This is a genomic window from Amycolatopsis mediterranei, assembly GCF_026017845.1.
Lineage (GTDB): Bacteria > Actinomycetota > Actinomycetes > Mycobacteriales > Pseudonocardiaceae > Amycolatopsis > Amycolatopsis mediterranei.
This window is the reverse complement of the sequence record NZ_CP100416.1, coordinates 5,503,523-5,528,890: the sequence shown is the minus strand read 5'-3', so window position 1 is coordinate 5,528,890 and position 25,368 is coordinate 5,503,523. Positions and strand designations below refer to the sequence as shown.

Below are 25,368 nucleotides of genomic sequence, written 5' to 3'. Positions count from 1 at the left end.
GAAGCTCCACAATGGACGAATCGCGTGACTGGCGTCTCGTGGCGGTCTCGGCCGCCACGCCGGCGGAGTTCCGGCGCGCCGCCGCGGCACTGGCGGACGACCTCGCGCTGCGGCCGTCGGCGCCGCTCGGCGGGCAGGCCGGACCGGTGGCGCCGCGGCCGGACGCGCGCTACCGGCGCGCGTTCGTGGCCGGCGACACCACCGAAGCGGTCCGGCGGCTGCGCCGGCTCGGGCCGGGAACCGGGCCGGTGGCCGACGGACCGGGCGTGGTCTTCCTGATCCCCGGGGTCGGCGACCACTACGCCGGGATGGGACGCGGGCTCTACCGCCGCGAGCCGGTGTTCCGGAAGTGGCTGGACCGGTGTGCCGAGCTCCTGATCGGCGAGCTCGGGTTCGACCTGCGCGCCGAGCTGTACCCCGACCGGCCGGACCCGCGCCCCGCCCCGGCCGGTACCCACCCCAGCGGAATCGACCTGACGAAGCTGCTCGACCGGTCCGGCGGGCACCGCCCGATCGAGCGCACCCTGGTCGCCCAGCCCGTCGTCTTCGCCGTGGAGTACGCGCTGGCCAGGCTGCTGCTCAGCTGGGGGATCACGCCGGCGGCCATGCTCGGCTACAGCATCGGCGAGTACGTCGCCGCGACCGTCGCCGGCGTGCTGACGCTCGAGGACGCGCTGGTGCTGGTGGCCAGGCGGGCCAAGCTCGTCGAGACCGTGGCCCCCGGCGGGATGCTCGTGGTGATGCTCGGCCGCGAAGCCCTCGCGGCGTACCTGGGCAGCGAACTCTCGCTCGCCGCGGTGAACGGGCCGCAGCTGTGCGTCGCCGCCGGCCCGTTGCCCGCTCTGCGGCACCTGGAACAGCGGCTGACCGCCGACGGCGTCGCGAGCGTCCGGGCCGGCACCCGCCACGCGTTCCACTCGCGGATGATGGCCTCGATCGAGGCGCCGCTCGCCGACCTGGCCGGCACGTTCGGCCTCGCCGCGCCGCGGATCCCGCTCCTGTCCAACGTGAGCGGCACCTGGCTCACCGACGCGGAGGCGACTTCGCCCGCCTACTGGGCCCGGCACCTGCGCCAGCCGGTGCGGCTGCACGACAACCTCACCGAGATGTGGCGGCTGCCCGGCGCGGTCGCGGTGGAGGTCGGGGCGGGCCGGATGCTCGGCGGGTTCGCCGCCCAGCATCCCGCCCGCCCGCCCGGCGAGCCGGCGGTGCTCGCCACCCTGCCCGCTGCCACCGGTGACCGGGCCGACACCGCGGCCGTCCTGGACACCGCCGGACGGCTGTGGGAGCTGGGCTGCCCGGTCGACCTGACCGGCGGCGATCTCCTCGGCACCTCGGCCCACGACCACCACTACCTGGGGAGCAGCTCATGATCACCCGTGTCGGAGTCGTCGGTGCCGGCACGATCGGCATCGGGGTCAGTCAGGCGTTCGCGGCCGGCGGCATCGAGGTCACCTTGGTCGACACCGCACCGGAGGCGCTGGCCGCGGCGCGCAGGCAGATCGCCGAAGACGTCCGCATGGCGCGGATGTTCCGGGCGGACGAGCCGCCCGTGCGAACCGAGCTCATCACCTGCACGACCGACCTGGCCGAGCTGGCCGACGCCGGGTTCGTGGTGGAGAACGTCACCGAGAAGCCCGAGCTGAAGCGGGAGGTTCACCAGCGGCTCGACGAGCTCTGCGCACCGCGGTGCGTGTTCGGCGTGAACACCTCGGCGGTCCCGATCACCCGGGTGGGCGGCTTCACCGGGCGGCCGGACCGGGTGATCGGCACGCACTTCATGAACCCCGCGCAGCTCAAGCCGATGGTCGAGGTGATCCGGGGCTTCCACACCTCGGACGAGACCCTCGAGACCACTCAGAAGCTGATCGCCGCGATCGGCAAGGAAAGCGTGGTGGTCGCCGACTCGCCCGGGTTCGTCACCAACCGGGTGCTGATGCTGACCGTCAACGAAGCGATCTGCCTGCTCGACGAAGGCGTTGCCACGGCGGCCGAGATCGACCTGCTGTTCGTGCGCTGCTTCGGGCACCGGATGGGCCCGCTGGCCACCGCCGACCTGATCGGGCTGGACACCGTCCGCTACTCGCTCGATGTCCTGCTCGAAAACTTCAACGACCCGAAATACCGCCCGTCGACGCTGCTCAGCCAGTACGTCGACGCCGGGCTCCTCGGCCGCAAGAGCGGCCGCGGGTTCTTCACCTACGACATCCGATGAACCGGAGCAGTGACATGGATAGCCAGCTGGCCACGATCAAGAGTTTCGTCGCGCGGCACCTCAACGGCTTCGAGCCCGCCGACGAGGACGACCTCTTCGCCTCCGGACACCTGACCTCGCTGTTCGCCGTGCAGATCGTCATGTTCGTGGAGACCACGTTCGACGTCGAGGTGGTGGGCGACGACCTCAACATCGGCAACTTCGCCTCGATCGCGCGGATCGACCGGTACGTGACGAGCCGGCTCGCCGGCGCCGACCTCGCCGCGAAGGCGTAGCAGCATGACCACACCGTGGTTTCCCTACCCGCCGGCCGCGCCGCCTCGGCCGCTGCGGCTGTTCTGCCTGCCCCCCGCCGGTGGCGGGGCGTCCGGGTACCGCACCTGGATCGGCGCGTTCGGGCCGGACGTCGAAGTGGTGCCGGTGCAGTTGCCCGGCCGGGAGAACCGGCTCCACGAGCGGCCGGCCGGTTCCGCCGCGGAGCTGGCCGACCGGCTGGTGGCGCCGGTGCTCGACCGGGCGGGCGATCGGTTCGCGGTGTTCGGGCACAGCATGGGCGCGATCCTCGCCCACGACCTGACGCACCGGCTGTGCGCGGCCGGACGGCCGCCCGAACACCTGATCGTCTCCGCGCACCGCGCGCCCCAGCTCGCCGCCCGGCGCCGGTGGGACCGGCCGGCCGCCGAGATGTCCGGCGACGACCTGCGCGACTACCTGGCCGACCGGGCCGGGACACCGCGGGAAGTCCTCGACCTGCCGGAGCTGATGGACCTGGTGCTGCCGGTGCTGCGGGCCGATCTGGCCCTGTGCCAGTCCTATCAGGACACCGCGCGAACGCCGCTGCCCGTTCCGCTCAGCGCCTTCGGCGGGGCGGACGACCCGGAGGCCGGTGCGGGTGAACTGGCCGCGTGGTCGGACCGGACCAGCGCGGGATTCCGGATGCGGCTGCTGGCGGGCGGCCACGGCTACCTCTTCGAGGACGTCCCCGCGGTGCACGCGGCACTGCGCGCCGCGCTGGCCGATCCACCGAAGCCGCGGCCCGTTGCGGCCGGGTCGTCCTGATGAGCACCGGCACGTACGCCGATGTGGTCGAGGCCCAGCGGATCCCGACCCTGGTCCGGCTGAGCGGCAACCTCTACGCGCTCGCCTACCGGCTGATGAAGATGGTGCCGGCTCGGCACATCCTCCGCCAGGCGCGGGCGGGCGGCCTGCTGGACCCGGGCACCACGGTGGTCGAGACCACCTCGGGCACGTTCGGGTTGGCGCTGGCCATGCAGTGCGCGCTGCACGCCCAGCCGCTGGTCCTGGTGGGCGACCCGGTGATCGACGCCCGGCTGCACCGGCAGCTGACGGACCTCGGCGCGACGGTCGACATCGTCCGGGAGCGGGCCGCGCACGGCGGCTTCCAGACGACCCGGCTGCGCCGGGTCGCCGAGATCCGCGAGCGGATCGGTGCCACGTTCTGCCCCGAGCAGTACTCCAACCCGGCGAACCCCGCCGCCTACGCGATGGTCGCCGACCTGCTCTCCGACGCCCTCGGCCAGGTCGACTGCCTGGTCGGCCCGGTCGGCTCCGGCGGCTCGATGTGCGGGACCACGCGGTACCTGCGCCAGGGCAGCTCCGATCTGGTGTCGATCGGCATCGACACGAACCACAGCGTGCTGTTCGGTCAGGACGACGGGCCCCGGGAGCTGCGCGGTCTCGGCAACAGCCTGATGCCGGCCAACCTCGACCACACGCAGTTCGACGAGGTGCACTGGCTCGGCGCGGCCGCCGCCTACGCCGCGACCCGGGAGCTGCACCGCCGCCACGCGCTGTTCATGGGACCCACCGCGGGCGCGGCCTACCTGGTCGGTTCCTGGTGGGCCCGGCGGCGGCCGGACGCGCTGACCGTCGTCGTGCTGCCGGACGAGGGGCACCGCTACCACGACACCGTCTACGACGACGGGTGGCTGGCGGCCAACGGGCTGCAGCTCGGCCGCCGGGTCGACGGCCCGCTCGAGGTGGCCGCCCCGCGGGACGCGGCCGACGGGTGGTGCCGGTTCGCGTGGCGACGCCGTTCGCTGGCCGAAGTGGGCGACGCCGTGGCGCTCGCCGAGGTCGCCCGGTGACCGCCGAGCTCGGTGCCCTGCGCGACGGCCGGTCGGCGTCGACGCTCTGCGCCCGCGCGGCCGGCATCGTGTTCGGTGCGGACACCGGTCCCGCGATGGCGGCGGAACTGGACCGCATCACCGCGGTCGACCAGGCGCACGTCGTCATGCTCGCGGAGCGGGAGCTGATCGGGCCGGCCGCGGCGGCCGAGCTGCTGAGGGAGATCCAGTTCCTGCGCGCCGACGATTTCGCCGAGCTGCGTGGCCGGCGCGCGCCGCGGGGCCTGTACCTGCTCTACGAGAGCCACCTGATCGAGCGGCTCGGCCGCGAGATCGGTGGCGTGCTGCACACCGGCCGGTCCCGCAACGATCTGAAGGCGACCGTCCACAAGCTGCGCCTGCGTGCCGTGCTCGCCGGCCTCGTCCGGGAACTGCTGCGCCTGCAGGCCGTGACGCTCGGCCGGGCCCGGCGGCACCGGGTCACCGTGATGCCCGTCTACAGCCAGTTCCAGCCATCGGTGCCGGGGAGCTACGGCTGGTACCTGCTCGGCATCGCCGAGGCGCTCGACCACGACATCGACGGCCTCGTGCGGGCCGGCGAGGGGCTGCGGGAGTGCCCGCTCGGCGCGGCCGGCGGCGCGGGCACCGACGTGCGGCTCGACCCGGCCCGTACCGCGGATCTGCTCGGGTTCACCGAGCCGGTCCGCCACGCCGGGTACGCGATCGCCTCGCGGGACACCATGCTCCGGATCCTCTCCGCCGCCGTGCTGGCCGGGCTGACGCTCTCCCGGCTGGCCACCGACCTGCAGCTGTGGAGCACCCCGGAGTTCGACCTCGTCGAGTTCCCGGACCACCTGGTCGGCATCAGCTCGGCCATGCCGCAGAAGCGCAACCCCTTCCTGCTCGAGGTCATCAAGGGCGCCTCGGGCGCGCTGATCGGGGCGTGGACCGCGGCGGTGGCCACGACGAAGAACACCCCGTTCGGCAATTCGGTCGAGGTGAGCACCGAGGGGGTGGCGCCCGGCTGGGCGGCGCTGGATACGTTGGGGGACCAAGTGCAGTTGTCGATCTCGGTGCTGGCCGGCGCCCGGCCGCGGCCGGAGCGCATGCTCGCCGGGGCGCACCACGGGTACACGGTGGCGACCGCGATCGCGAACCGGTTGGTGGCCCAGGGTGTTCCCTTCCGCTCGGCGCACACGGCGACCGGGCGGCTGGTGACCGAGCTGATCGCCGAAGGCGTCACCTCGTTCGCCGCGGTGCCGCCCGGCGAGCTGGCCGCTCGCCTCGGCGCTGCGCTCGGCACCGAGGTGCGGCTCGGGGCCGCCGACCTCGATCCGGCCGAGGTGGTCCGGGCGACGGACTTCGGCGGCGGGCCGGGAGCCCGGTCGTTCGCGCTCGCCCACACCCGGCTGGCCCGCCGGTGGCGGGTCCAGGTGCGGCAGCTGACGGCCGAAGAGCGGCGGCGCCGGACGGCCCGGCGGCGGCGGGCGCGGGCGGTCACCGCCCTGATCGACGGGCGGGCCGAGGCCCGGCGCCCGGGGAACGGAGGCCGCCCGTGAGCGAGCCGGCGATCGAAACGTCCACTTCGGACGGAGCGGGCAGGCCGTGGCTCGTGCTGGTGGAGAGCAACACCACCGGCACCGGCCGGGACTTCGCCGAGGCAGCCGTGCGCCGCGGGCTGCGGCCGGTGCTGCTCGCCCGCGATCCGCGCCGCTACCCCTACGCCGGCGAGCTCGGCCTCCCGCTCCGGGTGGTGGACACCGGCGACCTGTCCGAGGTCGAGGCGGTCTGCCGGGCGCTGGCCCCGCCCGGACCGGCCGGAATCCTCAGCAGCAGCGAGTTCTTCGTCCCGGCCGCCGCGCGGGTCGCCGCCCGGCTCGGCCTGCCGGCGCAGGATCCCGCGGCCATCGAACGGTGCCGGGACAAGGCGGCGCAGCGGTGGTGCCTGCGTGCTGCAGGCGTACCGGTTCCGGACTTCGTCGCCTGCGATACCGCGGCTGCCGCGGAGCGGGCGGCCCACCGGCTGGGTGGACCGGTGGTGGTCAAGCCCGTGTCCGGCTCCGGTTCGGCGGGCGTGCGCCGGTGCGCCAACCCGGGTGCGGCGCGCTGGTGGGCCGACCGGCTGCTGACGGACGGGCGCCGGTTTCCCGTCGCCCGGGTGCTCGTGGAGCGCGAAGTGGCCGGCCCGGAGTTCTCGGTGGAGATCCTCGACGGCAAGCCGGCCGGCGTGACCCGCAAGCACGTCGGCCAGGCGCCGTACTTCGTGGAGACCGGTCACGACCACCCGGCGCCGCTGCCGGCCGGCGAGGCCGTGGCGCTGCACGAGGTGGCCGTACGAGCCGTCCAGGCGGTCGGCCATTCGGTGGGACCCGCGCACGTCGAGCTGCGGGTCCCACCGGGTGGCGAGCCGACCGTCATCGAGATCAATCCCCGCCTGGCCGGCGGCCTGATCCCGCGACTGGTCCGGCACGCGACCGGGCGGGACCTGGTCGACGAGGTGGTCGCGGGCGCCGCCGCCCTGCCCGTGCCGGGCTCCCCGCTCGCCGGCCGGTTCGCCTCGATCCGCTTCCTGGTGCCCCAGCGTCCGGGCCTGGTGGCCGGCGTGACCGGGCTGGCGCAGGCCAGGGCCCTGCCCGGGATCGTCGAGGCGTACTGCCCGCTGCAGCCCGGCGCGGTCATCGGGTTCGAGCACTCCTTCGCCGACCGGCAGGGGCATGTGATGGCGGTCGCGCCGGGCTCGGAGGCGGCTGCGGCCCTCGCCGACCGCGCGCTCGCGGAGATCCGGATCGGCTACGCGGACGAGCGGGCCGGCGCCACGGCACGGTGACGCGGTGTCCACAACAGACAGGGTCCACAACGGAGAAAGTCCACAACGGACGGAGGAGGGACCATGCGGATCGTCGAGCTGCGCAGCGACACGTTCACCCTGCCGACCGAGGCGATGCTGAGGGCGATGGCCCGGGCACCCCTCGGCGACGACGTCTACGGCGAGGACCCCACCGTCCGCGCGCTCGAGGAGAAAGCGGCGGGCGTGCTCGGCATGACCGCGGCCTGCCTGATGCCGAGCGGGACGATGGCCAACCTCGCCACGCTCATGGCGCACGCTCCGCGCGGGAGCCGGGTGCTCACCGGACAGGACTCCGACATCCAGGTCTACGAGGCACACGGGGTGTCGGTGTGCGGCGGAGTCGCCCTCGAGCCCGTCGCGACCGATGACCGTGGGCTGCTGTGCGGTGCGGCGCTGGAGCGCGCACTGCCGGAGGACCCCGACGACCCGCAGTTCTCCCTTCCGGCGGTGGTGTGCGTGGAGAACACCGCCAACCGGGCGGGCGGGGTGCCGCTCGGTCCCGCCGACTTGGCGCCGGTCCGGGCGTTCGCCCGGCGCCACGACCTCGTCCTGCACGTGGACGGTGCGCGGATCTTCAACGCCGCCGTGGCGTTGCGGGTCGGCGTGGCCGAGCTCGCCGCGGGCGCCGGCTCGGTGCAGTTCTGCCTGTCGAAGGGCTTGTCCGCGCCGGTCGGTTCGGTGGTCACCGGCTCGGCCGAGCTGATCGGCCGGGTTCGCCGGGTGCGCAAGATGCTCGGCGGCGGCATGCGTCAGGCGGGCGTGATCGCGGCGGCCGGGATCGTCGCGCTGGACACCATGGTGGACCGGCTGGAGGAGGACCACGAGCACGCCCGGTTGCTCGCCGACGGTCTGGCCGGCATCCCGGGGATCGAGGTGGACCGGGTGGTGGTGCGGACGAACATGGTCCGGTTCCGCGTGGCCGGCCCGGGGATCACGCACCAGGGCCTGATCGCCCTCGCGGCGCGGGACGGAGTCCGGCTCGCCGAACTCGGCCGCGGCACGCTGCGCGCGGTGACGCACCGGGGGGTCGAGGCCGGCGACGTGGCGCGGGCGGTGTCGGTGGTCGCCGCAATCGTGCGGGCGCACCGGAGGGCGGCGTCGTGAGGGGAACCCGCGGAGCGTTCCGGCGTCCCGGAGTGCGGGGGGAGTCTTCGTGACCGAGGACTTCGGCCGGTTGCTGCGTGCGCACCGGAGGCTCTCCGCGCTGACCCAGCTCCAGCTCGCGGATCTGTCCACGCTGAGCGTGCGGGCGATCCGCGATCTCGAGCAGGGCCGGGCCCAGCGGCCGCGGCCGAACACCGTGCGGCTGCTCGCCGACGGCCTGGAGCTGCGGGGAAGCCGGCGAGCGGCGTTCGAGGCGGCCGCCAACGCCGGCGACGCCGCCGTCCGGGCACTGGCAGCCGAACTGCACTGCACTGATCCGCCGGCCGCGATGAACGCCCTGCTCGGCCGGGAGCAAGAGGTGCGGGTGCTGGCCGACCTGGTGCTGGTGGACCGGCACCGGGTGGTGACGGTGACCGGGATCGCCGGGGTCGGCAAGACCCGGCTGGCCATCGAGGTGGCCGGCCACGTGGCCGAGTCCGGGCTGCGCGTGCTGTGGAAGCGGTGCGACCGCGGCCCGTTGCCCGGACCCGAGTTGCTGCGGACGGCGGAGCTGGCCGGTGACCGGGACGTCCTGCTGGTCTTGGACGGGATCGCGGTGCCTGCACCGGACCTGCCGATCCTCGAGCTGCTCCGCCGCTGCCCACGCCTGCGGGTGCTGGTGACCTCCGACGCACCGCTGAACCAGGGGGAGGAGCGGGTGGCGCCGTTGACGCCGCTGCCGGTGCCCGAGGCGGCGCGCTCCGGCGACCTGCTGGCCGTGGGCCGGTCGCCGTCGGTCCGGCTGCTGCTGCGCCACATCCGGGCGCTCAACCCGGCGTTCCGGCTCGGCGACGGCAACGTGCGGGCGATCGCGGAGATCTGCCGCCGGTGTGACGGGCACCCGCGGGCGGTGGAGGTGGCGGGGATCTGGTGCGCGCTGTGGTCGCCACACCAGGTGTGCGCTCAGCTCGCGCAGGATCCGATCGCCCTGCCCCGCCCGGCGGCGACGGGGATGGAGATCCCCGGACTGACCGCGGCCCTCTACCGGAGCCTGGCCGCCCTCGGTGTCCGGGAGCGGCAGTTGCTGGTCCGGCTGCTGCCGCTGCGGTCGGCGTGGTCGGTCGAGGAGGTGTCGGCGCTGACCGGCGGCGAACCGGCCGAAACGACCGCTGTGGTGCACAACCTGGTGCTGCGTGGGCTGGTGCGCGGCGATGACCGTCCCGGTGGGACGGAGTTCGAGGTGCTGAACCTCGTCCGGTCCTGTGTGGCCGGTCGTCCCGAGCCGTTGTCCGTGTAGCCGCGTGTTCACCCGGAAACCGTGATAGTCGAGCAATAGCAAGGACTTCTATGCTGACTCCCGACCTTCGACACGATGGTGGTTGATCTCGATGACCTGTGCGTGGCGCGAACTCGTCCGCCGATGACCGGCACCACGACCACGCCGGTTTCCGTAGCGTCCGCGTCGGCGGTGCTCACCGACCTCGTCGGCGATCGCGCGGCGGGCTGGGACCGGGCCGGCCGGCTGCCGGTCGCCCTGGTCCGCCGGATCGCGCGGGCGGGGCTCCTGTGCCCCGACGTCCCTGGGGAATTCGGCGGACCGGGCATGTCGGCACAGGCTGCCGGCGAGCTGACCGCGCACGCCGGCAGCCTGTGCTCGTCGCTGCGCAGCCTGATGACCTCGCAGGGGATGGCGGCCTGGACGCTGCGCCGCTTCGGCAGCCGCGCGCAGCGGGCCGAGCACCTGCCCCGGCTGGCCACCGGCACGCTGGCCGCGGTGGCGTTCAGCGAACCGGACGCCGGCAGCGACCTGGCCGCCATGACCACCCGCGTCGACGTCGCCGGCGACACGGCGACCGTGTCCGGCGCCAAGGCATGGGTCACCGGATCGGCCTACGCCGACGTCCTGCTCGTGTTCGTCCGCCACGGTGAGGGTGCCGCGGTGGTCCTGGTGCCTTCCTCGGCCGAGGGGGTCACGATCGCGCCGCTCGAGGCTCCGTTGGGGTGCCGCGCGGCCGGGCACGCCCACGTACGCCTGGACGATGTGCGGGTGCCGGCCGACGCGGTACTGGCCGGCGCGGGGCTCCCGTTGACCTGGCTGACCGGCTCGGTGCTCACCCACGGCCGGCTTTCCGTGGCGTGGGGGTGCGTCGGGATCCTGCGCGCGTGCCTGCGCGCGGCGAGCCACCACGCGAACACCCGGCAGCAGTTCGGCAAGCCGCTGGCGCGGCACCAGCTCGTCGCCGCGCACCTGGCCGACCTGCTGGTCGCGGAGCAGGCCGCCACGAGGCTGTGCGAGCACGCGAGCCGGTGCTGGGACCTCGGCGCTCCGGAACTCGCCGCCGCCGTGGTGACCGCGAAGCAGTTCGCGGCCGGCGCCGCGGCCGCCGGGGCCGCGTCGGCGGTTCAGGTGCTCGGCTCCGCGGGCGCCGTCGACGGCGAAGTGGTGGCCAGGGCCTACCGCGACGCCAAGCTGATGGAAATCATCGAGGGCAGCACCGAGATCTGCCGGCTGCTGCTCGCCGAACAAGCGCTGGCGGTGTGGACATGAGCGGTGGGACCGTGAAGTGCCTCGTCTGGGACCTCGATGACACGCTGTGGCGCGGGACCCTCCTGGAGGACCCCGCGGTGGCCGTGCCGGAGGCGATCCGCGCGGTGGTCACCGAGCTGGACCGCCGCGGCATCCTCCAGTCGGTGGCCAGCCGCAACGAGCACGACCACGCCTGGGCCCGGCTCGAGGAGCTCGGTCTCGCGGAGTTCCTGATCCTGCCGCAGATCGGCTGGGGGGCGAAGTCCCACGCGGTGCGGGCGATCGCCGACCGGCTCGGGTTCGACCACCGGACGATCGCGTTCATCGACGACCGGCCGGCCGAGCGGTTCGAGGTGTCCCGTGCCCTGCCGGGAGTGCGGTGCTACCCGGCCGAGGCGGCGAGCACGCTGACCACCTTGCCCGAGTTCAGCCCGGCCATCGTGACCGAGGACTCGCGGCACCGGCGGGCGAGGTACCAGGGGGAGGTCCTGCGGCGCACCGAGCGGGAGAACTTCGCCGGCGGTCAGGACGACTTCCTCCGCACGCTCGAGCTGGACCTGCGGGTGCGCCGCGCGACGGAACCGGACCTGGCCAGGGTCGAGGAGCTCACGCTGCGGACCAGCCAGATGAACGCCACCGGCGTGCCCTACTCCGAAGCGGCCCTGCGCGACCTGCTGGACGACGACGCGCACGAGGTGCTCGTGGCCACCCTGACCGACCGGTTCGGCCCGCACGGTGCGGTCGCCGTCGTGTTGCTGGCCAAGCACTCTTCGGTGTGGAACCTCAAGCTGCTCACCACCTCGTGCCGGGTCATCCCGTACGGCATCGGTTCGGTCCTGCTGCGCTGGCTCACCGGCGAGGCGGCCAAGGCCCGCGTTCACCTGGTGGCCGACTTCGTCCCGACCGACCGCAACCGGATGATGGCGGTGGCCTACCGGTTCGCCGGCTTCACCGAGCAGCCGTGCGAGTGCGTCGCGGATCTGCCGGTGGCGGCGGCCGAGGTGCGGCGGATGCACCTGGTGGCCCTCGCGCAGGAGCCGCCCACCGTGCTGCGGGTGAGCGCGCCGGAGCTGGCCGTCGAGGGCACCGGCGTCACCGTGTGGACGGCGAGCGCGCTTCTCTGAGCGGGCGGGGGTGCCGGCCCGACGCGGGTGCGCCGGGCCGGCACCCGCTCAGCTGCCCCCGGAGTACGTGCGGTGGGCGGCGGACGGGACGAGGTGCAGCCAGCCGTCCGGATCGGCCGACCGGCCGCGCTGGACGTCGGTGAGCGCGGTCCGCAGGTGGGCGGTCACCGGCCCCATCGTGCCGTCGCCCACCGTCCAGGAACTCCGGCCCTGGTCCACCACCCGGCCGACGGGAGTGACCACCGCCGCCGTGCCGCAGGCGAACGTCTCGGTGATGAGGCCGGCGGCGCACTCGGTCCGCCACTGGTCCACCGAGATCCGCTCCTCGGTCACCCGGTAGCCGTGCCGGGCGGCCAGCACCAGCAGCGAATCCCGGGTGACCCCGGGCAGCAGCGTGCCGGTCAGCGGGGAGGTGATCACTTCGGCCGACGAGCCGGTGCCGCGGACGAAGAACAGGTTCATCCCGCCCATTTCCTCGACCCAGCGGTGTTCCACCGAGTCCAGCCACACCACCTGCTGGCAGCCGGCGTCGGCGGCGGCCCGTTGCGCCACGAAGGACGGCCCGTAGTTCGCGGCGCACTTGACATCGCCGGTGCCGCCGGGCAACGCGCGGCTGTGATCGTGACTGACGAACACCGAGACGGGCGCCACCGTGTCGCCGAAGAAGCCGCCTGCGACGAAGGCGAGCACCAGGAACTCGTACTCCTCGGACGGGCGCAGCATCAGGTTCGCCTCGCTGCCGTACATGAGCGGACGCAGGTAGAGGCTGTGTTCGGGATCGTCCGACAGCGCGGCGTGATCCGCGGCCACGACTTCCTCCAGCGCCAGCAGGAAGTCCGCGGCCGGCAGCTCGGGCATCGCGAGGCGGCGCGCCGAACGCTGGAACCGCAGGGCGTTGAGCCGTGGCCGGAACATCGCCATGCCGCCGCCGGGGTGGCGGAACGCCTTGAGGCCTTCGAAGATCACCTGGCCGTAGTGCAACCCGAGGGTGCCGGGGTGGACGGAGAGGTTCGCCAGCCGCCGCAGCCCTGGGGCGTGCCAACCGCGCCCGGCCGTCCAGCTCATGGTGTACATGTGGCCGGTGAACGCGGCGCCGTGACCGGGCCGGTCGGCCGGCGCGGACACGGCGGCCCGTTCGTCGAGTACTCGTGCCATGGTGGGTGCTCCCCGGTTCGTGGTCGGCAGGGTCGAGGTCACGTCAGTGGGGCGAAGAAGAAGGTTTCGCGCCGGGTGAACAGGTTGTCCGGGCCGACCTCGAAGAAGTCGGCGAACCGCAGGTCGACCGGGCTCCCGTCGTGGCCGACGCCGTGGAACTCGCCGCGCACCGCGACGTCGTCGCCGACGGCGACCACCGTGGTCAGGACGTGCCTGCCCGATCGGATCACCCGGTCGTGGGTGTAGAACCTGGTGATCCCCTCCGGGCCGGCGAAGGGTTCGTAGCCGGGACGGTGGTAACGGGCGTCCGCGGCGAACAGCCCGGCCGCGCCGGCCACGTCCGTGCTGTCCACGCAGTCGTAGAAGTGCCGGGCCATGGCGATCGCGGCGGCTTGCCGGGTCGGTGCCTCGCTCGGGGACACGTTTGCCTCCTTGGCGGAATCGGTTGACAGGCAGCTGGTTCGAGGAATGTCAGGTCCGCGGACGGCGCGGCCGGGCGGGGCGGACGGGCGCGGGCAGCGCCGCGCGGTCGAGCTTCCCGTTCGCGGTGAGCGGCAGCGTCTCCATCGCGACGATCGCGGCGGGCACCAGGTGATCGGGCAGCGAGGCGAGGAGGTACCGCCGCAGCTCCCCGGTGGTGAACTTGGCGCCCTCCACCGGCACGACGTAGGCGACCAGCCGTTTGTCGCCCGGCCGGTCCTCCCGGGCGATCACCGCGGCCCGGCGCACCGCCGGGTGCCTGCCGATGGCCGTCTCCACCTCGCCCGGCTCGATCCGGAAGCCGCGGATCTTGACCTGGTCGTCGGCCCGGCCGAGGAACTCCACGACCCCGTCGGGCCGCCTGCGCACCAGGTCGCCGGTCCGGTACATCCGGTCGCCGGGGGCGCCGAAGGGATCGGGCAAGAACCGTTGTGCGGTCAGGCCGGGCTCGTTCAGGTAGCCGTGGGCCAGGCCGGCGCCGGTCATGTACAGCTCGGCGGTCACGCCGTCGGGCACCGGGTCCAGCCGGTGGTCCAGGACGCGGATGCCCTTGTGGGCGATCGGCTTGCCGACGGGGATCGACGTCGCGGCCAGGTCGTCCGCGGTGACGGTGTGGCAGAGCGTGAAGATCATGTTCTCGACCGGGGAGTAGCCGTTGACCAGCCGGATGCCGGGGTACTCGCGCAACGCCTTGGCCACGTGCGCCAGTGACGCCGGCTCGCCACCGGTCATCAGCTGCCGCACCCCGGTGAACGTGCCGGGGTAGGCGTCCAGCATGAAGTTGAGCAGGCTGGCCGAAAGGTGCAGGGTGCTCACCCGGTGCGCCCGGACCAGCTCGTTGATCGCCGGGGGATCCGGGCGACGGCCCGGCTGCAGCACGCACGTCCCCCCGAACAGCAGCGCACCGAAGAGCTCGAGGGCGAAGGCGTCCCAGGAGACCGGCGAGCACTGCAGCACCACTTCCCGGTCCGAGAAGTCCACATAGGTCTGGTTGGCCAGGGTGGCGACGATCGCCCGGTGCGGCGAGGCCACGCCCTTGGGCCGGCCGGTCGAGCCGGAGGTGAACATCACGCAGGCCAGGTCCTCGCCGTCGGCCGCGGCCCGCGGCTCCACGGGCGCGCCGGCGGCGATCGCGGCCGCCTGCCGGTCCAGCACGAGCAGCCGGGCGCCGGTCCCGCGCACCAGCCCGGTCAGCGCGCTGCTGGTGATCACCAGCGTGCTGCCGGCGGCGGTCAGCACCTGGCTCAGGCGCCGGGCGGGGAAGTCCGGGTCCAGCATGGTGTAGGCACCGTCGGCCTTCAGCACCGCCAGCAGCGCCACGACCAGCTCGGGGCTGCGCTCCAGGCAGATGCCGACCAGCTCGCCGGCGCAGGGCAGCCGCGCCACGAGGTGGTTGGCCAGCCGGTTCGCGCGCGCGTCCAGCTCGCCGTAGGTGATCCGCTGATCCTGGAAGATCAACGCGGTCGCGCCCGGCTGCATGGCGGCCCGCCCCGCGAACAGGCCGCAGACGGTGGTCGCCGGGTAGGGCCGTCCGGTGCCGGTCCGCTCGCCCGCGCTCCGTCGCCGCTCCTCGGGCGGGTTCGACGGGGGTGTCGTGGCATCGGTGGCCGGGGTCACGACACGGTCCACGGCAGGTCCGCGGCCGGCTCGGCGACCGGGACCGCGGACGGCTCCGGCGACCAGATGTCGTCGAGGTTCACGTCGGCGGTGTGGTACTTGCCGAGGGCGCTGGTCACCAGCCGCAGCTCCAGTGCCAGGCACCGGACCAGCCGCACGAGCCCGTCTTCGGGGTCCTCGTCGACCGCGATCAGCGCGGCCCGGCCGAGCCCGACCGCGTTCGCGCCGAGCGCCAGGCACTTGGCCACCCGGACGCCCTCCCACATCCGGCCGGACACCAGCAGGCAGGCTGCGTGCGGGCCGATCCGGCGCAGGCATTCGGCCAGTGGCAGCCCGACGTGGCGCAGGAAGGACGTGGGTGCCCAGCCGGTGCCCGCTTCGGCGCCGTCGACGGTGACCGCGTCGGCTCCGGCGTCCCACGCGCACCTCGCCGCATCCCGGACGTCCCGTGCCGGGGGCAGCTTCACCCACACCCGCGCCCGGGGGTAGTTGTTGCGCATCAGCCTGATCTGCTGGCGCAGGATCTCGACGGTGAACGTGCCGGGACTGCTGCTGCGCAGCACCGTGCCGTCGCAGCCGAAGAGCGGGTCGGTGGCGAACACGCCGGCCAGCCGGTCCGCGGCGTCGCCTTCGAGCACGGTCATCCCGCCGAGGCCCGGCTTCGCGCCCTGGCCGATCTTCAGCTCGAACGCCAGCCGGCCGGACTCGAGCAGGGGCCGGACGTTCGGATCGCTGTAGACCAGGTTCCACACCTCGGCGTCGGCGTCCTCGGTGCTCTGCTGGACGACCAGTCCGCCGGACCCGTCCGGCAGCTCTGCGGCGTAGGCCCGGATCCGGCCGAGCAGTGACTGCCCGGCGTCCTCCTCGAGCCGGCCGTACCCCTTGACGGGCACCATGTTCTCGCCGATCACCATCGGGATGCCCAGCCGGCCGGCCTGGCGGCTCGCGGCGACGCCGAGGTCGAGGCTGGCCGCTTTGGTCGACCCGAGCGCGGAGAGATACAGCGGCAGCGGCGAGGTGAACCCACCGACGGCGGTCTCCAGCCCGACATCCCGGTACACCGGCTCCCGGCCCAGCTCGATGAGCTTCTCGAGCCGCTGTGGCACGAACACCGGCGGGACGAGCTGCAGGACGTCGATCAGGTCGGGGGTGCGGAGGTCGTCGGCCGGGTCCGCGCCGAAGAGCACCCGCCCGTAGGAGGCGACGTCCGGGAAGGCTTCGGCGGCACCGGACCGGGCCCGGTCGCGGATGGGTTCCTCGGGAAAGCCCGGTGCTCGCAGGCCGCTCACGGCGACACCGTCCCCGCCACCTTGGGAAAGGCGCTGGCTTCCCGGACCGAGGCGAGGCCGGCCAGGTATCTCGTGAGCCGTTCGAGCCCGATGCCGAAGCCGGCGCTCGGCGGGATGCCGTCCCGCACCATCCGCAGGTACCAGGCGTACTTGGCCGGGTTCTCCCCGGTCTCCCGCATCCGGGTGACGATCGTGGCGTAGTCGTGCTCGCGCTCGCTGCCGCTGCACAGCTCGCCGTACCCTTCCGGGGCGATCAGGTCGAAGTTGCGCAGCCGGCCGGGGTGCTCCGGGCTCTCCCGGTCGTAGAAACCCCGCGAGCCCTTGGGGTAGTCGGTGACGAAGAAGGGCTTGCTCGCCTTGCGCGACAGCAGGGCCTCGCCGGCCCAGTCGAGTTCGCCGTCCGGGTTCTGGTCGTGCCCGAGGTCGCGCAGATCGGCGACCGCGGCGGTGTGGGTGCGCCGATCGAACGAGCCGGTGAGCAGGCCGGCGAAGGCGCCGGTGTCGCGGCCGAGCCGGTCGAAGTCGTCGGGCAGCGCGGCGGTCACGTCCCGGATGACCGTCCGGACGAGCTCCTCGACCAGCCGGGTGATCTGATCCCGGCTCGCGTCCGCCACCTCGACGTCGATCTGGTGGAACTCGACGAGGTGCCGGTCGGTGGAGGCGGTCTCCACGGGTTCGAGCCGCACGTTGGGCGCGATGCAGAAGATCTTGTCGAAGGTGGTGAGCGCGGCCTGCTTGTACAGGATGGCGCTGGTCATCAGCTTGTAGCGGTGACCGTAGAAGTCGATGTCGACCTGCTTGGCGCCGCGCGCGCCCGGATCGGTGACCGGCCCGATGATCGGCAGCAGCAGCTCGGTGAAGCCCCGTGCGGACAGGAACTCGCGCACCGCGGTCAGCATCCGGTGCTGGATCCGGAGCACCGAGCGGGTGACCGGGGACGACAGGTGCTCGCGTGGGCTCCTCGGCGTGGCGGGTTCCGCGGCCGCGGTGCGGCGGTTGCTGGTCATCCTTGGCTCCCTTGGTGGTGCTCGCTAGCGGGCGGCGGTGCTGACGGCGCCCGGATCCGGTCCCGCGTCGTCGAACCTGCGTTGGACGAAGGACAGCGAGGCGAGCAGGCCGGCGGCGGTCTGCTCGGTGCCGCGCACCGGCCGGGTCTCCGCCCGCACCGGCATCGAGCCGGTCTGCGACCAGCGCAGCCGCCCGTCCTGGTCCAGGTAGCTGCGGGAGCGCCCGGCGTTGTCCGGGTGCAGGCAGTACGGGACGTCGAGGTAACCGAGCCGGAACGCGTCGGCGAGTGCGCGGCCGAGGTCGTCGCTCAACCCGGTCACCGCGCCGACCAGTTCCCGCGCCTCGCGGTAGATGCCGCTGTCCGCCACCGACCCGCTCGTGACCGGCGCGCACTGTCGCGCGGCGGCCGCGGCGACCTCCAGGGCCCGGACGTTCTCGGCGACGGTGGGAATCCGGTGTGCCTCGGCGAGCGTCTTCACCACCAGCCGGGCCGCGCCCGTCCGGACCGCCAGCCCGGCGGCTTCCCGCAGCAATCGGGTGCCACCGGCCGAACTGCGGGGGTACATGCCCATGTAGGTGTAGAGCACGATGTGCCAGTCGAGGTCGGGCATCAGCTCGGCGGCCAGCCGGCGCAGCGCGAGGATCGCCTCGCGGTCCTGGTCGGCGTTGCTCTGCTGGGCGTAGCTGAGCGAGATGCTGCGCAGCCCGTTCTGGCGGAAGAACAGCCCCTCCAGCACGCTGACCGCGACCAGCAGGCTCGGCGGGCAGAGCATGCCGAGCAGGCAGCCGCCGAAGCTCTCGAGGTGCGGCTCGACGCCGTCGGCGCGGAGGGCGGCGAGCCGTTCGCAGCTGCGCACCCAGTTGCGCACCGAGGTCTGCACGGGCACCCGGCCGTAGGGCAGGCAGTAGGAGATCGGCCCGCCTTCGGTCGCGTGCAGCCCGACGCCGATCAGGGTGCGCACGATGTCGTCGGGGACGGCGGAGCCGTGCCGGACCTGGACCGGGAAGCCGGGGCCCGCCACGCCGTCGAGCATCGCGCGGGTGGTGGCCGGTTCGTGGGCCAGGATCGGATAGCCGTTGAGGTCCCCGCCCGAGGCGAGCGCCGCGCGGGCGGCGGCGTGGGCACCGGTCCTGGTGTAGCTGTCCAGGGTGATCGTGCCGACCGTGGTCGCCGCGGCGTCGCGGGTGGCCAGCAGCCCGGCGCGCATCGCGCCCGGATCGCTGACCCCCATGCGCGGCTGCACGACGAGCTGCCCGGCGTCGTGCATGTCGGCGACGAAGCCGCCGAACCACGGCGACGTCGACCGTCCGGTGCTCACGGCCGCACGCCGGCCGTCAGCCGCCCGACGAAGGACCGGAAGGCGGCCGTCCCGGCGCCGTCGTCGACGACCAGGTCGAACCCGGCCGCGCGCAGGAGGTCGCCGCGGTCGTGGGCGGCCGGCCCGGCGATGCCGAGCTTCCCGCCGATGACCGCGGGGACGGCGCCCAGCTCGCGCTCGGCCCGGAGCCTGCGGATCAGCCGGAGGCCGTCGGTGAACCCGTGCCCGTTCAAGCTGCTCACCACGACCAGGTCGGGGCGCCGCCGCAGGCACTCGGCGATCAGCAGGTCGTCCGGCACGCACGCACCGAGGTTGGTCACCCGGTGGCCGAGCTCCTCGAGCAGGAGCTGGACGTAGACGAGGTTCCAGGTGTGCGAGTCGGACGCCACGGTGGTCACCACGACGTCGAGTTTCGCCGGGCCGCCCGGCGCCGGGAGCCGTCCGGCGGCCCGGTCGGCACGTTCGGCGCGGGTACCACCGATCGGCGCGGCTGTACTCCGCATCCGGGGCTCCCTTTCCACTATTCGATGCTGACGACGATCCGGGGACATCTTCGAACGACGGTCCCGGCCGAATTCGAAATCGTCCGTACCCGGCCCGTCCCGTTGTGCGAGGAATATTCTTCGGCGAAGGGTAGTCGCCCCACGCCACGCCGATCGGCACCTCGACCGGCAAAATAGCGGCAGTTTGCTCACCGATTCCCGTGCGCGCCGTCCGGATCGCCGAACAATAGCTCGCCGATAGGGCCGTCCAGCATGCTGACGACACCGCGGTGAACACCTGCAGGAGAAACCGGTCGGAAACACCCCGTACTGAACAGGCCGTCGTGCCTGACCCCTCATGCAGGAGCGCACATGATCGATGGAGACGCTGGCGAAGAATGCGGTGTCGTGGGCATCTGGGCGCGCGGCGCCCAGATCGCGGACATGCTCACCGACGCCCTGTTCGCCCTGCAGCACCGAGGCCAGGAGTCCGCGGGCCTTTCGGTCGGGGACTCCTCCGGCATCGCGACGCACCGGGGGATGGGGCTCGTCACCGAGGCGCTGCCCGCCGCGGCGACCCGGCACCTGTCCGGGCACGTCGGCATCGGACACGTCCGCTACTCCACCTCCGCCGAGTCCTCTTTGGACAATGCGCAGCCGTTCGCGGCCCGCACGGCCGCCGGTGCGGACTTCGCCTTGGCGCACAACGGAAACCTGACCATGCTGCCCGTTCCCGTCGAGGTCGGTGCGGTCGGCGGACCGGCCGTGGAGCGCCGCCACGCGCAGTCGGACACCCGCCGGCTCGCGGCACTGCTGAAGGACGAGCCGGGCAGCCTTGGCGACGCGCTGGCGCGGATCCTGCCGCGCACCGGCGGTGCCTACTGCTTCGTCGGGGTCTCTGCGGGGGCCCTGTTCGCCGCGCGCGACCCGCGCGGTTTCCGCCCGCTCAGCATCGGCCGTCTCGCGGGTGGTGGCTGGGCGGTGGCCTCGGAGACGGTGGCGCTGGACAACCTCGGCGCGACCGCGCTGCGGGACGTGGCACCGGGTGAGATCGTCGAGGTCGGCGAACACGGGGTCCACTCGCGACGGTTCGGGTCGGCCAAGCCGGCCTTGTGCGTCTTCGAGCACGTGTACATCGCCCGGCCGGACTCGACGATCGGCGGCCGGTCCGTCTTCGACGTGCGCCGGGCACTCGGCGTCGCGCTCGCCCGCTGCGCGCCGGCCGACGCCGATCTGGTGATCCCGGTGCCCGACACGGCCCGGATCGCCGCGCTCGGTTACGCGGAGGGGAGCGGCATCCCGTACGGCGAGGGCCTGTTCCGCAGCCCCTACGTCAACCGGAGCTTCATCCAGCCGTCGCCGGGCCTCCGCCGGCGGGCGGTGCGTGCGAAGCTCAGCCCGATCGCCTCGGCGGTCGCCGGACGCCGGGTGGTCGTGGTGGACGACTCCGTCGTGCGGGCCAATTCCATCAAGCACGTCGTCGCGATCCTGCGAAAGGCCGGCGCGGCCGAGGTGCACGTGCGGGTGGCATCGCCATCGGTGCGCTGGCCGTGTTTCTTCGGCGTCGATATCGGAACCTCGGACGAGCTGGTCGCAGACCGGCGCAGCGCGGAGCAGATCGCGGATCTGGTGAACGCGGACTCGCTCGGCTATCTGCCCGCGGAGGTGATGCTCGAACAGGCCCACGGAACGACGGGTTTCTGCGCGGCGTGTTTCACCGGCGAATATCCCGAGGAATGATGATCGCGCCGGCCGGCGCTCCCGGCGGGTCATCACCGCGTCGCCGAGAAGCGGTCCTGAGCGGTCCGCGCCGCGGTACCGGTGAGGATCTCCTGCTCCAGGTCGCGCAGGACGGGGCCCGGTTCCACGCCCAGTTCGCTGACGAACAGCTGCCGCGTCTCCTGGTAGACCCGCAGCGCCTCCATGGTGCGGCCGCTGCGGGACAACGCGATCATCAGCTGGGCGCGGAGGCGTTCGCGGAACGGGTACTTCGCGACGAGCGGCACCACTTCGCTGATGATGTCCGCCGACCGGCCGAGCATGATCCGCACGTCGAAGTGGTTCTCGCTCAGGGTGATCCGCCGTTCGCACAGCCGGGCGGCGATCGATTCGATGTGCTCGTTGCGCAGTCCGGAGAACGGATCGCCGCGCCACAACCGCAGCGCCGCGGCGTAGTACTGGTCGGCGTCGCTCAGCCTGCCCGCGGCCAGCGCGGTGCGTCCCAGTTCGGCCAGTTCGTCGAACCGGTGCGCGTCGAGCTTGCCGGGCCCGACCCGGGCGAGGTAGCCCGGCGGCTCGGTGTCGATCAGCCGGTGCAGGCCGGATCTGGCGAGGCGTTTGCGCACGCCGGACACGCTGATGTGCACCTGGCTGCGCGCCGTGGACGGCGACTCGGTTCCCCACATGACGTCGATCAGCGAGTCGATCGACACCACGCGGTTGGCCTGCCAGACCAGGGCTCCGACCAGGATCTGCTGCCGGCGCGCGGTGAGCCGGATCGGTCCGCGCGGACCGGTCAGCTCCAGTGGGCCGAGTATCGAGATCACGGGCTGGTCGGTGCGTTCCGCGGGCGGCGCCAGTCGGTGATCGAGCATGGTGTGTCCCCCTCGTCGATGCCCCAGCGAGCGGCCGTGAGCTGCCACGGCCGGCCGAGACCAGAACGTAGGCGCCGGTCCTCACACACCGCTCTCACGGCGCTCTCACGGGTCTCTCCGCGGGTGCCTCGTGCGCCGCCATCGGACGGCCGGCGGTTTGTCGGCGGCGCGGCGAACGAAGGAACGGGGGTCCATGAATGAGCACCGCGGTTTGACGAGCCGATTTTCGGAAATCGGACATAAAACGATCTTCGCCGAATTCGGCGGGTCGTCGAATTTGCGTCCGAATGGCCGTCGAAGCATCGACGCGTAAATGCATACACTACGCTCGAAGTGTTCAGGTGCTTCGTCGAACTGGAGGATGCCATGCAAACTGTGGATTCCACGGCCGTGCTGGAAGGCTGGCTGTCGGGTTCGGAATCGGTACACGGCCTGGCGAACCCGGCCGGCCCGCTGTACGTCGGCGGGAACGCCGCCGAGGCCGCGTTGGTCGACCCGACCGACATGCTGTACGCGTTCTGTTCGAGCCCGACCGGCTCCCACGGCAGCTGGTGCTGCTGACGAGGTCGATTTTCGGTACGCGCCCGCCATTCCCTTCGGGGAGTGCGCGGGCGCACTCGGATCGGATCAGGCGGAGGACGGCATGCTCGATTCAGTGGACAACGAAACCCTCCCGTTCGGCGGCCCCGTGGAACGGCTCACCCGGCCGTGGCGGACCACGCTGGCGGCCGAGCTCGACGCGGTTCCCGGCCTGGCCCCGGACGAGCGCGCCCTGGTCCTGGCGGCCGGGAGCGAGGCGTTGGTCCAGTCCTTGCACGCGAAGCTGTCCCGGGTGTTCCTCATCGAGCTGCACGCGCGGCGGCTGACCGCCGGCGCCGCCGGAGACGCCGAAATCTGGGCGGACTACCTCGAAGAAGCGACGCGCGAGGGCTACCTGACGAGCATCGAAGGGCGCTACCCGGTGCTGCCGCGGCGGGTCGAGCGGGTGGCGCGGTCGTCCGTGGCCGCCGTCGCCGGCTTCGCCGCCCGGCTGGCCGCCGACCGCCCGGCCTTCGACGAGGCGCTGCGCGGACCGCTGAGGGCGGTCGTGTTCGGGCGGGGTGACACGCACCGGGGCGGCCTGACCGTCAGCCGGGTCGACGTCGGGGCCGGGACCATCATGTACAAGCCGCGGAATTCGGCGATCGACGTGGCGCTCGCGGCGCTGATCCGGGACGTCTACGCACAGTTCCCCGGCGCGCCGGGGCCCGCCGAGCGGATCCGGGTGCCGCGGGTGCTGCTGCGTGACGGCTACGGGTGGGCCGACTACGTCGAGCCGCGCTACTGCGCCGACGAGCGGGAGCTGGGCGTCTTCTACCGCAACATCGGACACTGGCTGGCCGTCCTGCGGTTGTGCGGCGGCACCGACATGCACGCGGAGAACATGATCGCGGCGGGGCCGGTGCCGGTCGTCGTGGACGCCGAGACGTTGTTCGACGCGCCTGCGGAGTTCCCGGCCAGCGGGCAGGGCGACGCCGTGGACGTCGCGACCGCGTCGATCCGCCGAACGGTCCTGCGCACCGGCCTGCTCCCGGTGCGCGGCACGGGATACGCGCTGGGCGGGGTGGACATTTCCGGAATCGGCGCGCTGCCCGGGCAGCAGCCCCGCATCCCGGCGCCGGTGATCGCCGACGCGGGCACGGCCGCCGCGCGCCTCGAGGTCGACCTCGTCGACGTGCCGGCGGCGGGCAACCACCCCAGCCCGAAGCCGGTGCTGCACGCCCACTGGGACCGCGTGCTCGAAGGGTTCCAGGAGATGACCGCGCACCTGCGCCGCCTCGACACCCGTCCCGGCGGCGACGTGCACCACCTGCTCCGGCACTTCCACGGCGTGGAGGCCCGCCGGATCCTGCGGCCGACGCAGGCCTACGTCGACATCGGCCGGATGCTGTGGCACCCGGCGTCCCTGCACGACGAAGCGGCCGCGATCGAACGCGGGCGGGACATCCTGCTCCGCAACGCCCAGGTCCTGCACGGCGCGCCCCAGGACCGGCCGACCATCGACGCCGAGATCGCCGACCTGCTGGCCGGGGACGTCCCGTTGTTCAGCTTCACCGTTGACGACGCGGCGGTCGCGGCGTCGGTGGCCGACTGGCGCGGGGCGGACCTGCCGTTCGAGGAGTCGATCATCCAGGACGCCCTCGTCGGCGCCTACCTCAACGAACGCACCCTGCCATCGCGCCGCCAGTACCCGGCGCACGAGCCGCACTGCCGGGACCGGGACCGCCGGCGGCGGGCCTTGGCCGCGCGGCTGGTCCGGCAGCTGTGCGACGGCGGGGTGCGCGGCGCGGACGGCACGGTCACGTGGATCAGCCCGGTGTTCACCCCGGCGGGCTGGTCGATCCGCGTCCTGCCCGCCGACCTGTACACCGGCCAGGGCGGGGTGGTGCTCACGCTGGCCGAATACCTGGCCGAGGTGCGCGCCGGCCGCGCCGACGAGGTCGCCGGGGTGCAGGAATGCTTCGACGGGGCGCTGAAGGTGCTGAGGAGCGTCGAGGAGCTGACCGAGACGCCGTCGGCCGGGGCGTTCAGCGGTGCGGCGTCGCAGGTGTGGACGTGGCTCGCGCTGCACCGCGTGCTGGGCTGGGACTGGCTGCCGGAGCGGGCGGCCGAGCGGGCCGGGCTGTTCTCCGACGGCCGCATGATCGCCGAGGACCGCGAGGTGGACCTGCTCAACGGCGTCGCGGGCGCCGCGGTGCCGCTGCTCGGCCTCGCCGCAACGGGCCGGCCGGAGTGGCTGCCGGTGGCCGCGGCGGTCGGGAACCGCCTGGTGGAGCTGGCCGTGCACGAGGACTACGGGGCACGCTGGCCGACCCGGCTCAACCCCGAGGGCATCGGCGGCTTCGCCCATGGCGCCACCGGCATCGGCTGGACGCTGATGCGGCTCGCCCTCAGCGACGCCGGCACGGCGGCGGAACGCGCCACCTGGCGGGAGCTGGCGGAGCGCGCGTTCGCGTACCAGGAATGGCTGTACCGGCCGGAGGAGGGCAACTGGTTCGACGCCCGCATCGGCAGTGAAGAGGACTTCTTCACCAGCTGGTGCCACGGCAGCGCCGGCATCGGGCTGGCGGCGCTGGACCTGCACCGCCGCACCGGCGAGCAGCGGTGGCTGGAGATGGCGGGCCGTGCCGCCCGCGCGAGCGCCGCCGAAGGCTTCGGCTGGAGCCACACGCTCTGCCACGGAGACATGGGCATGTGGGAGATGCTCGACGCGATCCGCCAGGCCGAACCGTCCTGGGACGGCCCGGACCGCGACGAGATCGACGCCGAGCTCCTGACCGGCCTGGAGCAGCGCGGCCCGGTCGGCGGTCTGGCCCGCGAGGCGTTTTCCCCGAGCCTGATGTCCGGGTTGGCCGGAGTGGTACACGGGCTGCTCCGCATGCATCCCGAGCAGCGCCTGCCGTCCCCGCTCCTGCTGGACTAGTGTCCTGCGCCTGAAATCCGCTATCTAATTGTAGGATGCGGTGATGGCGGGTCGTGGACGGTCCAAGGTCGAGCTGG

22 protein-coding genes are annotated in these 25,368 nt (G+C 73.3%); 14 read left to right on the top strand and 8 right to left on the bottom strand.

Features of this window, described 5'->3' with window-relative positions; genetic code table 11:
- Positions 1-11 precede the first annotated feature (11 nt).
- From ISP_RS24850 to ISP_RS24800, 11 genes are all read left to right on the top strand, one after another.
- On the top strand, positions 12-1,373 hold the full coding sequence (locus tag ISP_RS24850; protein WP_013226598.1) for an acyltransferase domain-containing protein: 1,362 nt from the start codon (positions 12-14) through the stop codon (positions 1,371-1,373).
- Positions 1,370-2,215, top strand: a complete 846-nt coding sequence (locus ISP_RS24845; RefSeq protein WP_013226597.1) for a 3-hydroxyacyl-CoA dehydrogenase family protein — start codon at positions 1,370-1,372, stop codon at positions 2,213-2,215. Before ISP_RS24850 ends, ISP_RS24845 begins: the two co-directional genes overlap by 4 nt.
- 14 nt (positions 2,216-2,229) lie before the next feature.
- A complete protein-coding gene (locus tag ISP_RS24840; RefSeq protein WP_013226596.1) occupies positions 2,230-2,490 on the top strand; it encodes an acyl carrier protein in 261 nt (86 codons plus the stop codon).
- A 4-nt stretch (positions 2,491-2,494) separates the two neighbouring features.
- Positions 2,495-3,274, top strand: coding sequence for a thioesterase II family protein (locus ISP_RS24835; protein ID WP_013226595.1), 780 nt, complete (start codon positions 2,495-2,497; stop codon positions 3,272-3,274).
- Entirely contained in the window at positions 3,274-4,323 is a 1,050-nt protein-coding gene (locus ISP_RS24830; RefSeq protein WP_013226594.1) for a PLP-dependent cysteine synthase family protein, read from the top strand. Before ISP_RS24835 ends, ISP_RS24830 begins: the two co-directional genes overlap by 1 nt.
- The gene (locus tag ISP_RS24825) at positions 4,320-5,861 is read left to right on the top strand and encodes an argininosuccinate lyase (RefSeq protein ID WP_013226593.1); all 1,542 of its coding nucleotides are present in this window, start codon (positions 4,320-4,322) and stop codon (positions 5,859-5,861) included. Before ISP_RS24830 ends, ISP_RS24825 begins: the two co-directional genes overlap by 4 nt.
- Positions 5,858-7,129, top strand: coding sequence for an ATP-grasp domain-containing protein (locus ISP_RS24820; protein ID WP_013226592.1), 1,272 nt, complete (start codon positions 5,858-5,860; stop codon positions 7,127-7,129). The genes ISP_RS24825 and ISP_RS24820 overlap by 4 nt, the downstream gene beginning before the upstream one ends.
- 63 nt (positions 7,130-7,192) lie before the next feature.
- Complete coding sequence (locus tag ISP_RS24815) at positions 7,193-8,254, top strand: GntG family PLP-dependent aldolase (RefSeq protein WP_013226591.1); 1,062 nt, start codon at positions 7,193-7,195, stop codon at positions 8,252-8,254.
- Positions 8,255-8,303: 49 nt separating this feature from the next.
- Positions 8,304-9,530 carry a helix-turn-helix domain-containing protein gene (locus ISP_RS24810; RefSeq protein WP_013226590.1) on the top strand — a complete coding sequence of 409 codons (1,227 nt, stop codon included), beginning with the start codon at positions 8,304-8,306 and terminating at the stop codon, positions 9,528-9,530.
- Positions 9,531-9,653: 123 nt separating this feature from the next.
- The gene (locus ISP_RS24805) at positions 9,654-10,781 is read left to right on the top strand and encodes an acyl-CoA dehydrogenase family protein (protein ID WP_013226589.1); all 1,128 of its coding nucleotides are present in this window, start codon (positions 9,654-9,656) and stop codon (positions 10,779-10,781) included.
- On the top strand, positions 10,778-11,884 hold the full coding sequence (locus ISP_RS24800) for an HAD-IIIC family phosphatase (RefSeq protein ID WP_014467157.1): 1,107 nt from the start codon (positions 10,778-10,780) through the stop codon (positions 11,882-11,884). The genes ISP_RS24805 and ISP_RS24800 overlap by 4 nt, the downstream gene beginning before the upstream one ends.
- A gap of 48 nt (positions 11,885-11,932) precedes the next feature.
- On the opposite strand, the gene ISP_RS24795 is transcribed toward ISP_RS24800, so the two are convergent.
- The 7 genes from ISP_RS24795 to ISP_RS24765 are packed head-to-tail and all read right to left on the bottom strand — an operon-like array spanning position 11,933 to position 19,255.
- The gene (locus tag ISP_RS24795; RefSeq protein WP_013226587.1) at positions 11,933-13,039 is read right to left on the bottom strand and encodes a branched-chain amino acid aminotransferase; all 1,107 of its coding nucleotides are present in this window, start codon (positions 13,037-13,039) and stop codon (positions 11,933-11,935) included.
- 38 nt (positions 13,040-13,077) lie between these two features.
- Complete coding sequence (locus ISP_RS24790) at positions 13,078-13,461, bottom strand: nuclear transport factor 2 family protein (protein WP_013226586.1); 384 nt, start codon at positions 13,459-13,461, stop codon at positions 13,078-13,080.
- Between the two features lie 49 nt (positions 13,462-13,510).
- The gene (locus ISP_RS24785) at positions 13,511-15,148 is read right to left on the bottom strand and encodes an amino acid adenylation domain-containing protein (RefSeq protein WP_014467155.1); all 1,638 of its coding nucleotides are present in this window, start codon (positions 15,146-15,148) and stop codon (positions 13,511-13,513) included.
- Complete coding sequence (locus tag ISP_RS24780) at positions 15,133-16,425, bottom strand: glutamate synthase-related protein (protein WP_013226584.1); 1,293 nt, start codon at positions 16,423-16,425, stop codon at positions 15,133-15,135. The genes ISP_RS24785 and ISP_RS24780 overlap by 16 nt, the downstream gene beginning before the upstream one ends.
- Complete coding sequence (locus ISP_RS24775) at positions 16,422-17,432, bottom strand: asparagine synthetase A (RefSeq protein WP_013226583.1); 1,011 nt, start codon at positions 17,430-17,432, stop codon at positions 16,422-16,424. The genes ISP_RS24780 and ISP_RS24775 overlap by 4 nt, the downstream gene beginning before the upstream one ends.
- Before the next feature lie 24 nt (positions 17,433-17,456).
- Positions 17,457-18,752 carry a methylaspartate mutase gene (locus tag ISP_RS24770; protein WP_013226582.1) on the bottom strand — a complete coding sequence of 432 codons (1,296 nt, stop codon included), beginning with the start codon at positions 18,750-18,752 and terminating at the stop codon, positions 17,457-17,459.
- Complete coding sequence (locus ISP_RS24765; protein WP_013226581.1) at positions 18,749-19,255, bottom strand: cobalamin B12-binding domain-containing protein; 507 nt, start codon at positions 19,253-19,255, stop codon at positions 18,749-18,751. The genes ISP_RS24770 and ISP_RS24765 overlap by 4 nt, the downstream gene beginning before the upstream one ends.
- 351 nt (positions 19,256-19,606) lie before the next feature.
- Between ISP_RS24765 and purF the strand changes: the two genes are divergently transcribed.
- The gene (gene purF, locus ISP_RS24760; RefSeq protein ID WP_230468334.1) at positions 19,607-20,974 is read left to right on the top strand and encodes an amidophosphoribosyltransferase; all 1,368 of its coding nucleotides are present in this window, start codon (positions 19,607-19,609) and stop codon (positions 20,972-20,974) included.
- 32 nt (positions 20,975-21,006) lie between these two features.
- Here the strand turns inward: purF and ISP_RS24755 are convergent, their stop codons facing one another.
- Entirely contained in the window at positions 21,007-21,828 is an 822-nt protein-coding gene (locus tag ISP_RS24755) for an AfsR/SARP family transcriptional regulator (protein ID WP_013226579.1), read from the bottom strand.
- A gap of 366 nt (positions 21,829-22,194) precedes the next feature.
- On the opposite strand from ISP_RS24755, the gene ISP_RS24750 reads away from it, so the two are divergent.
- Together ISP_RS24750 and ISP_RS24745 are read left to right on the top strand one after the other, a co-directional pair.
- Positions 22,195-22,389 carry a DUF6229 family protein gene (locus ISP_RS24750; RefSeq protein ID WP_230468333.1) on the top strand — a complete coding sequence of 65 codons (195 nt, stop codon included), beginning with the start codon at positions 22,195-22,197 and terminating at the stop codon, positions 22,387-22,389.
- An 82-nt stretch (positions 22,390-22,471) separates the two neighbouring features.
- Positions 22,472-25,291: a type 2 lanthipeptide synthetase LanM family protein gene (locus tag ISP_RS24745; protein ID WP_013226577.1), complete on the top strand. Its 2,820-nt coding sequence runs from the start codon at positions 22,472-22,474 to the stop codon at positions 25,289-25,291.
- The last annotated feature ends 77 nt before the right edge of the window (positions 25,292-25,368 follow it).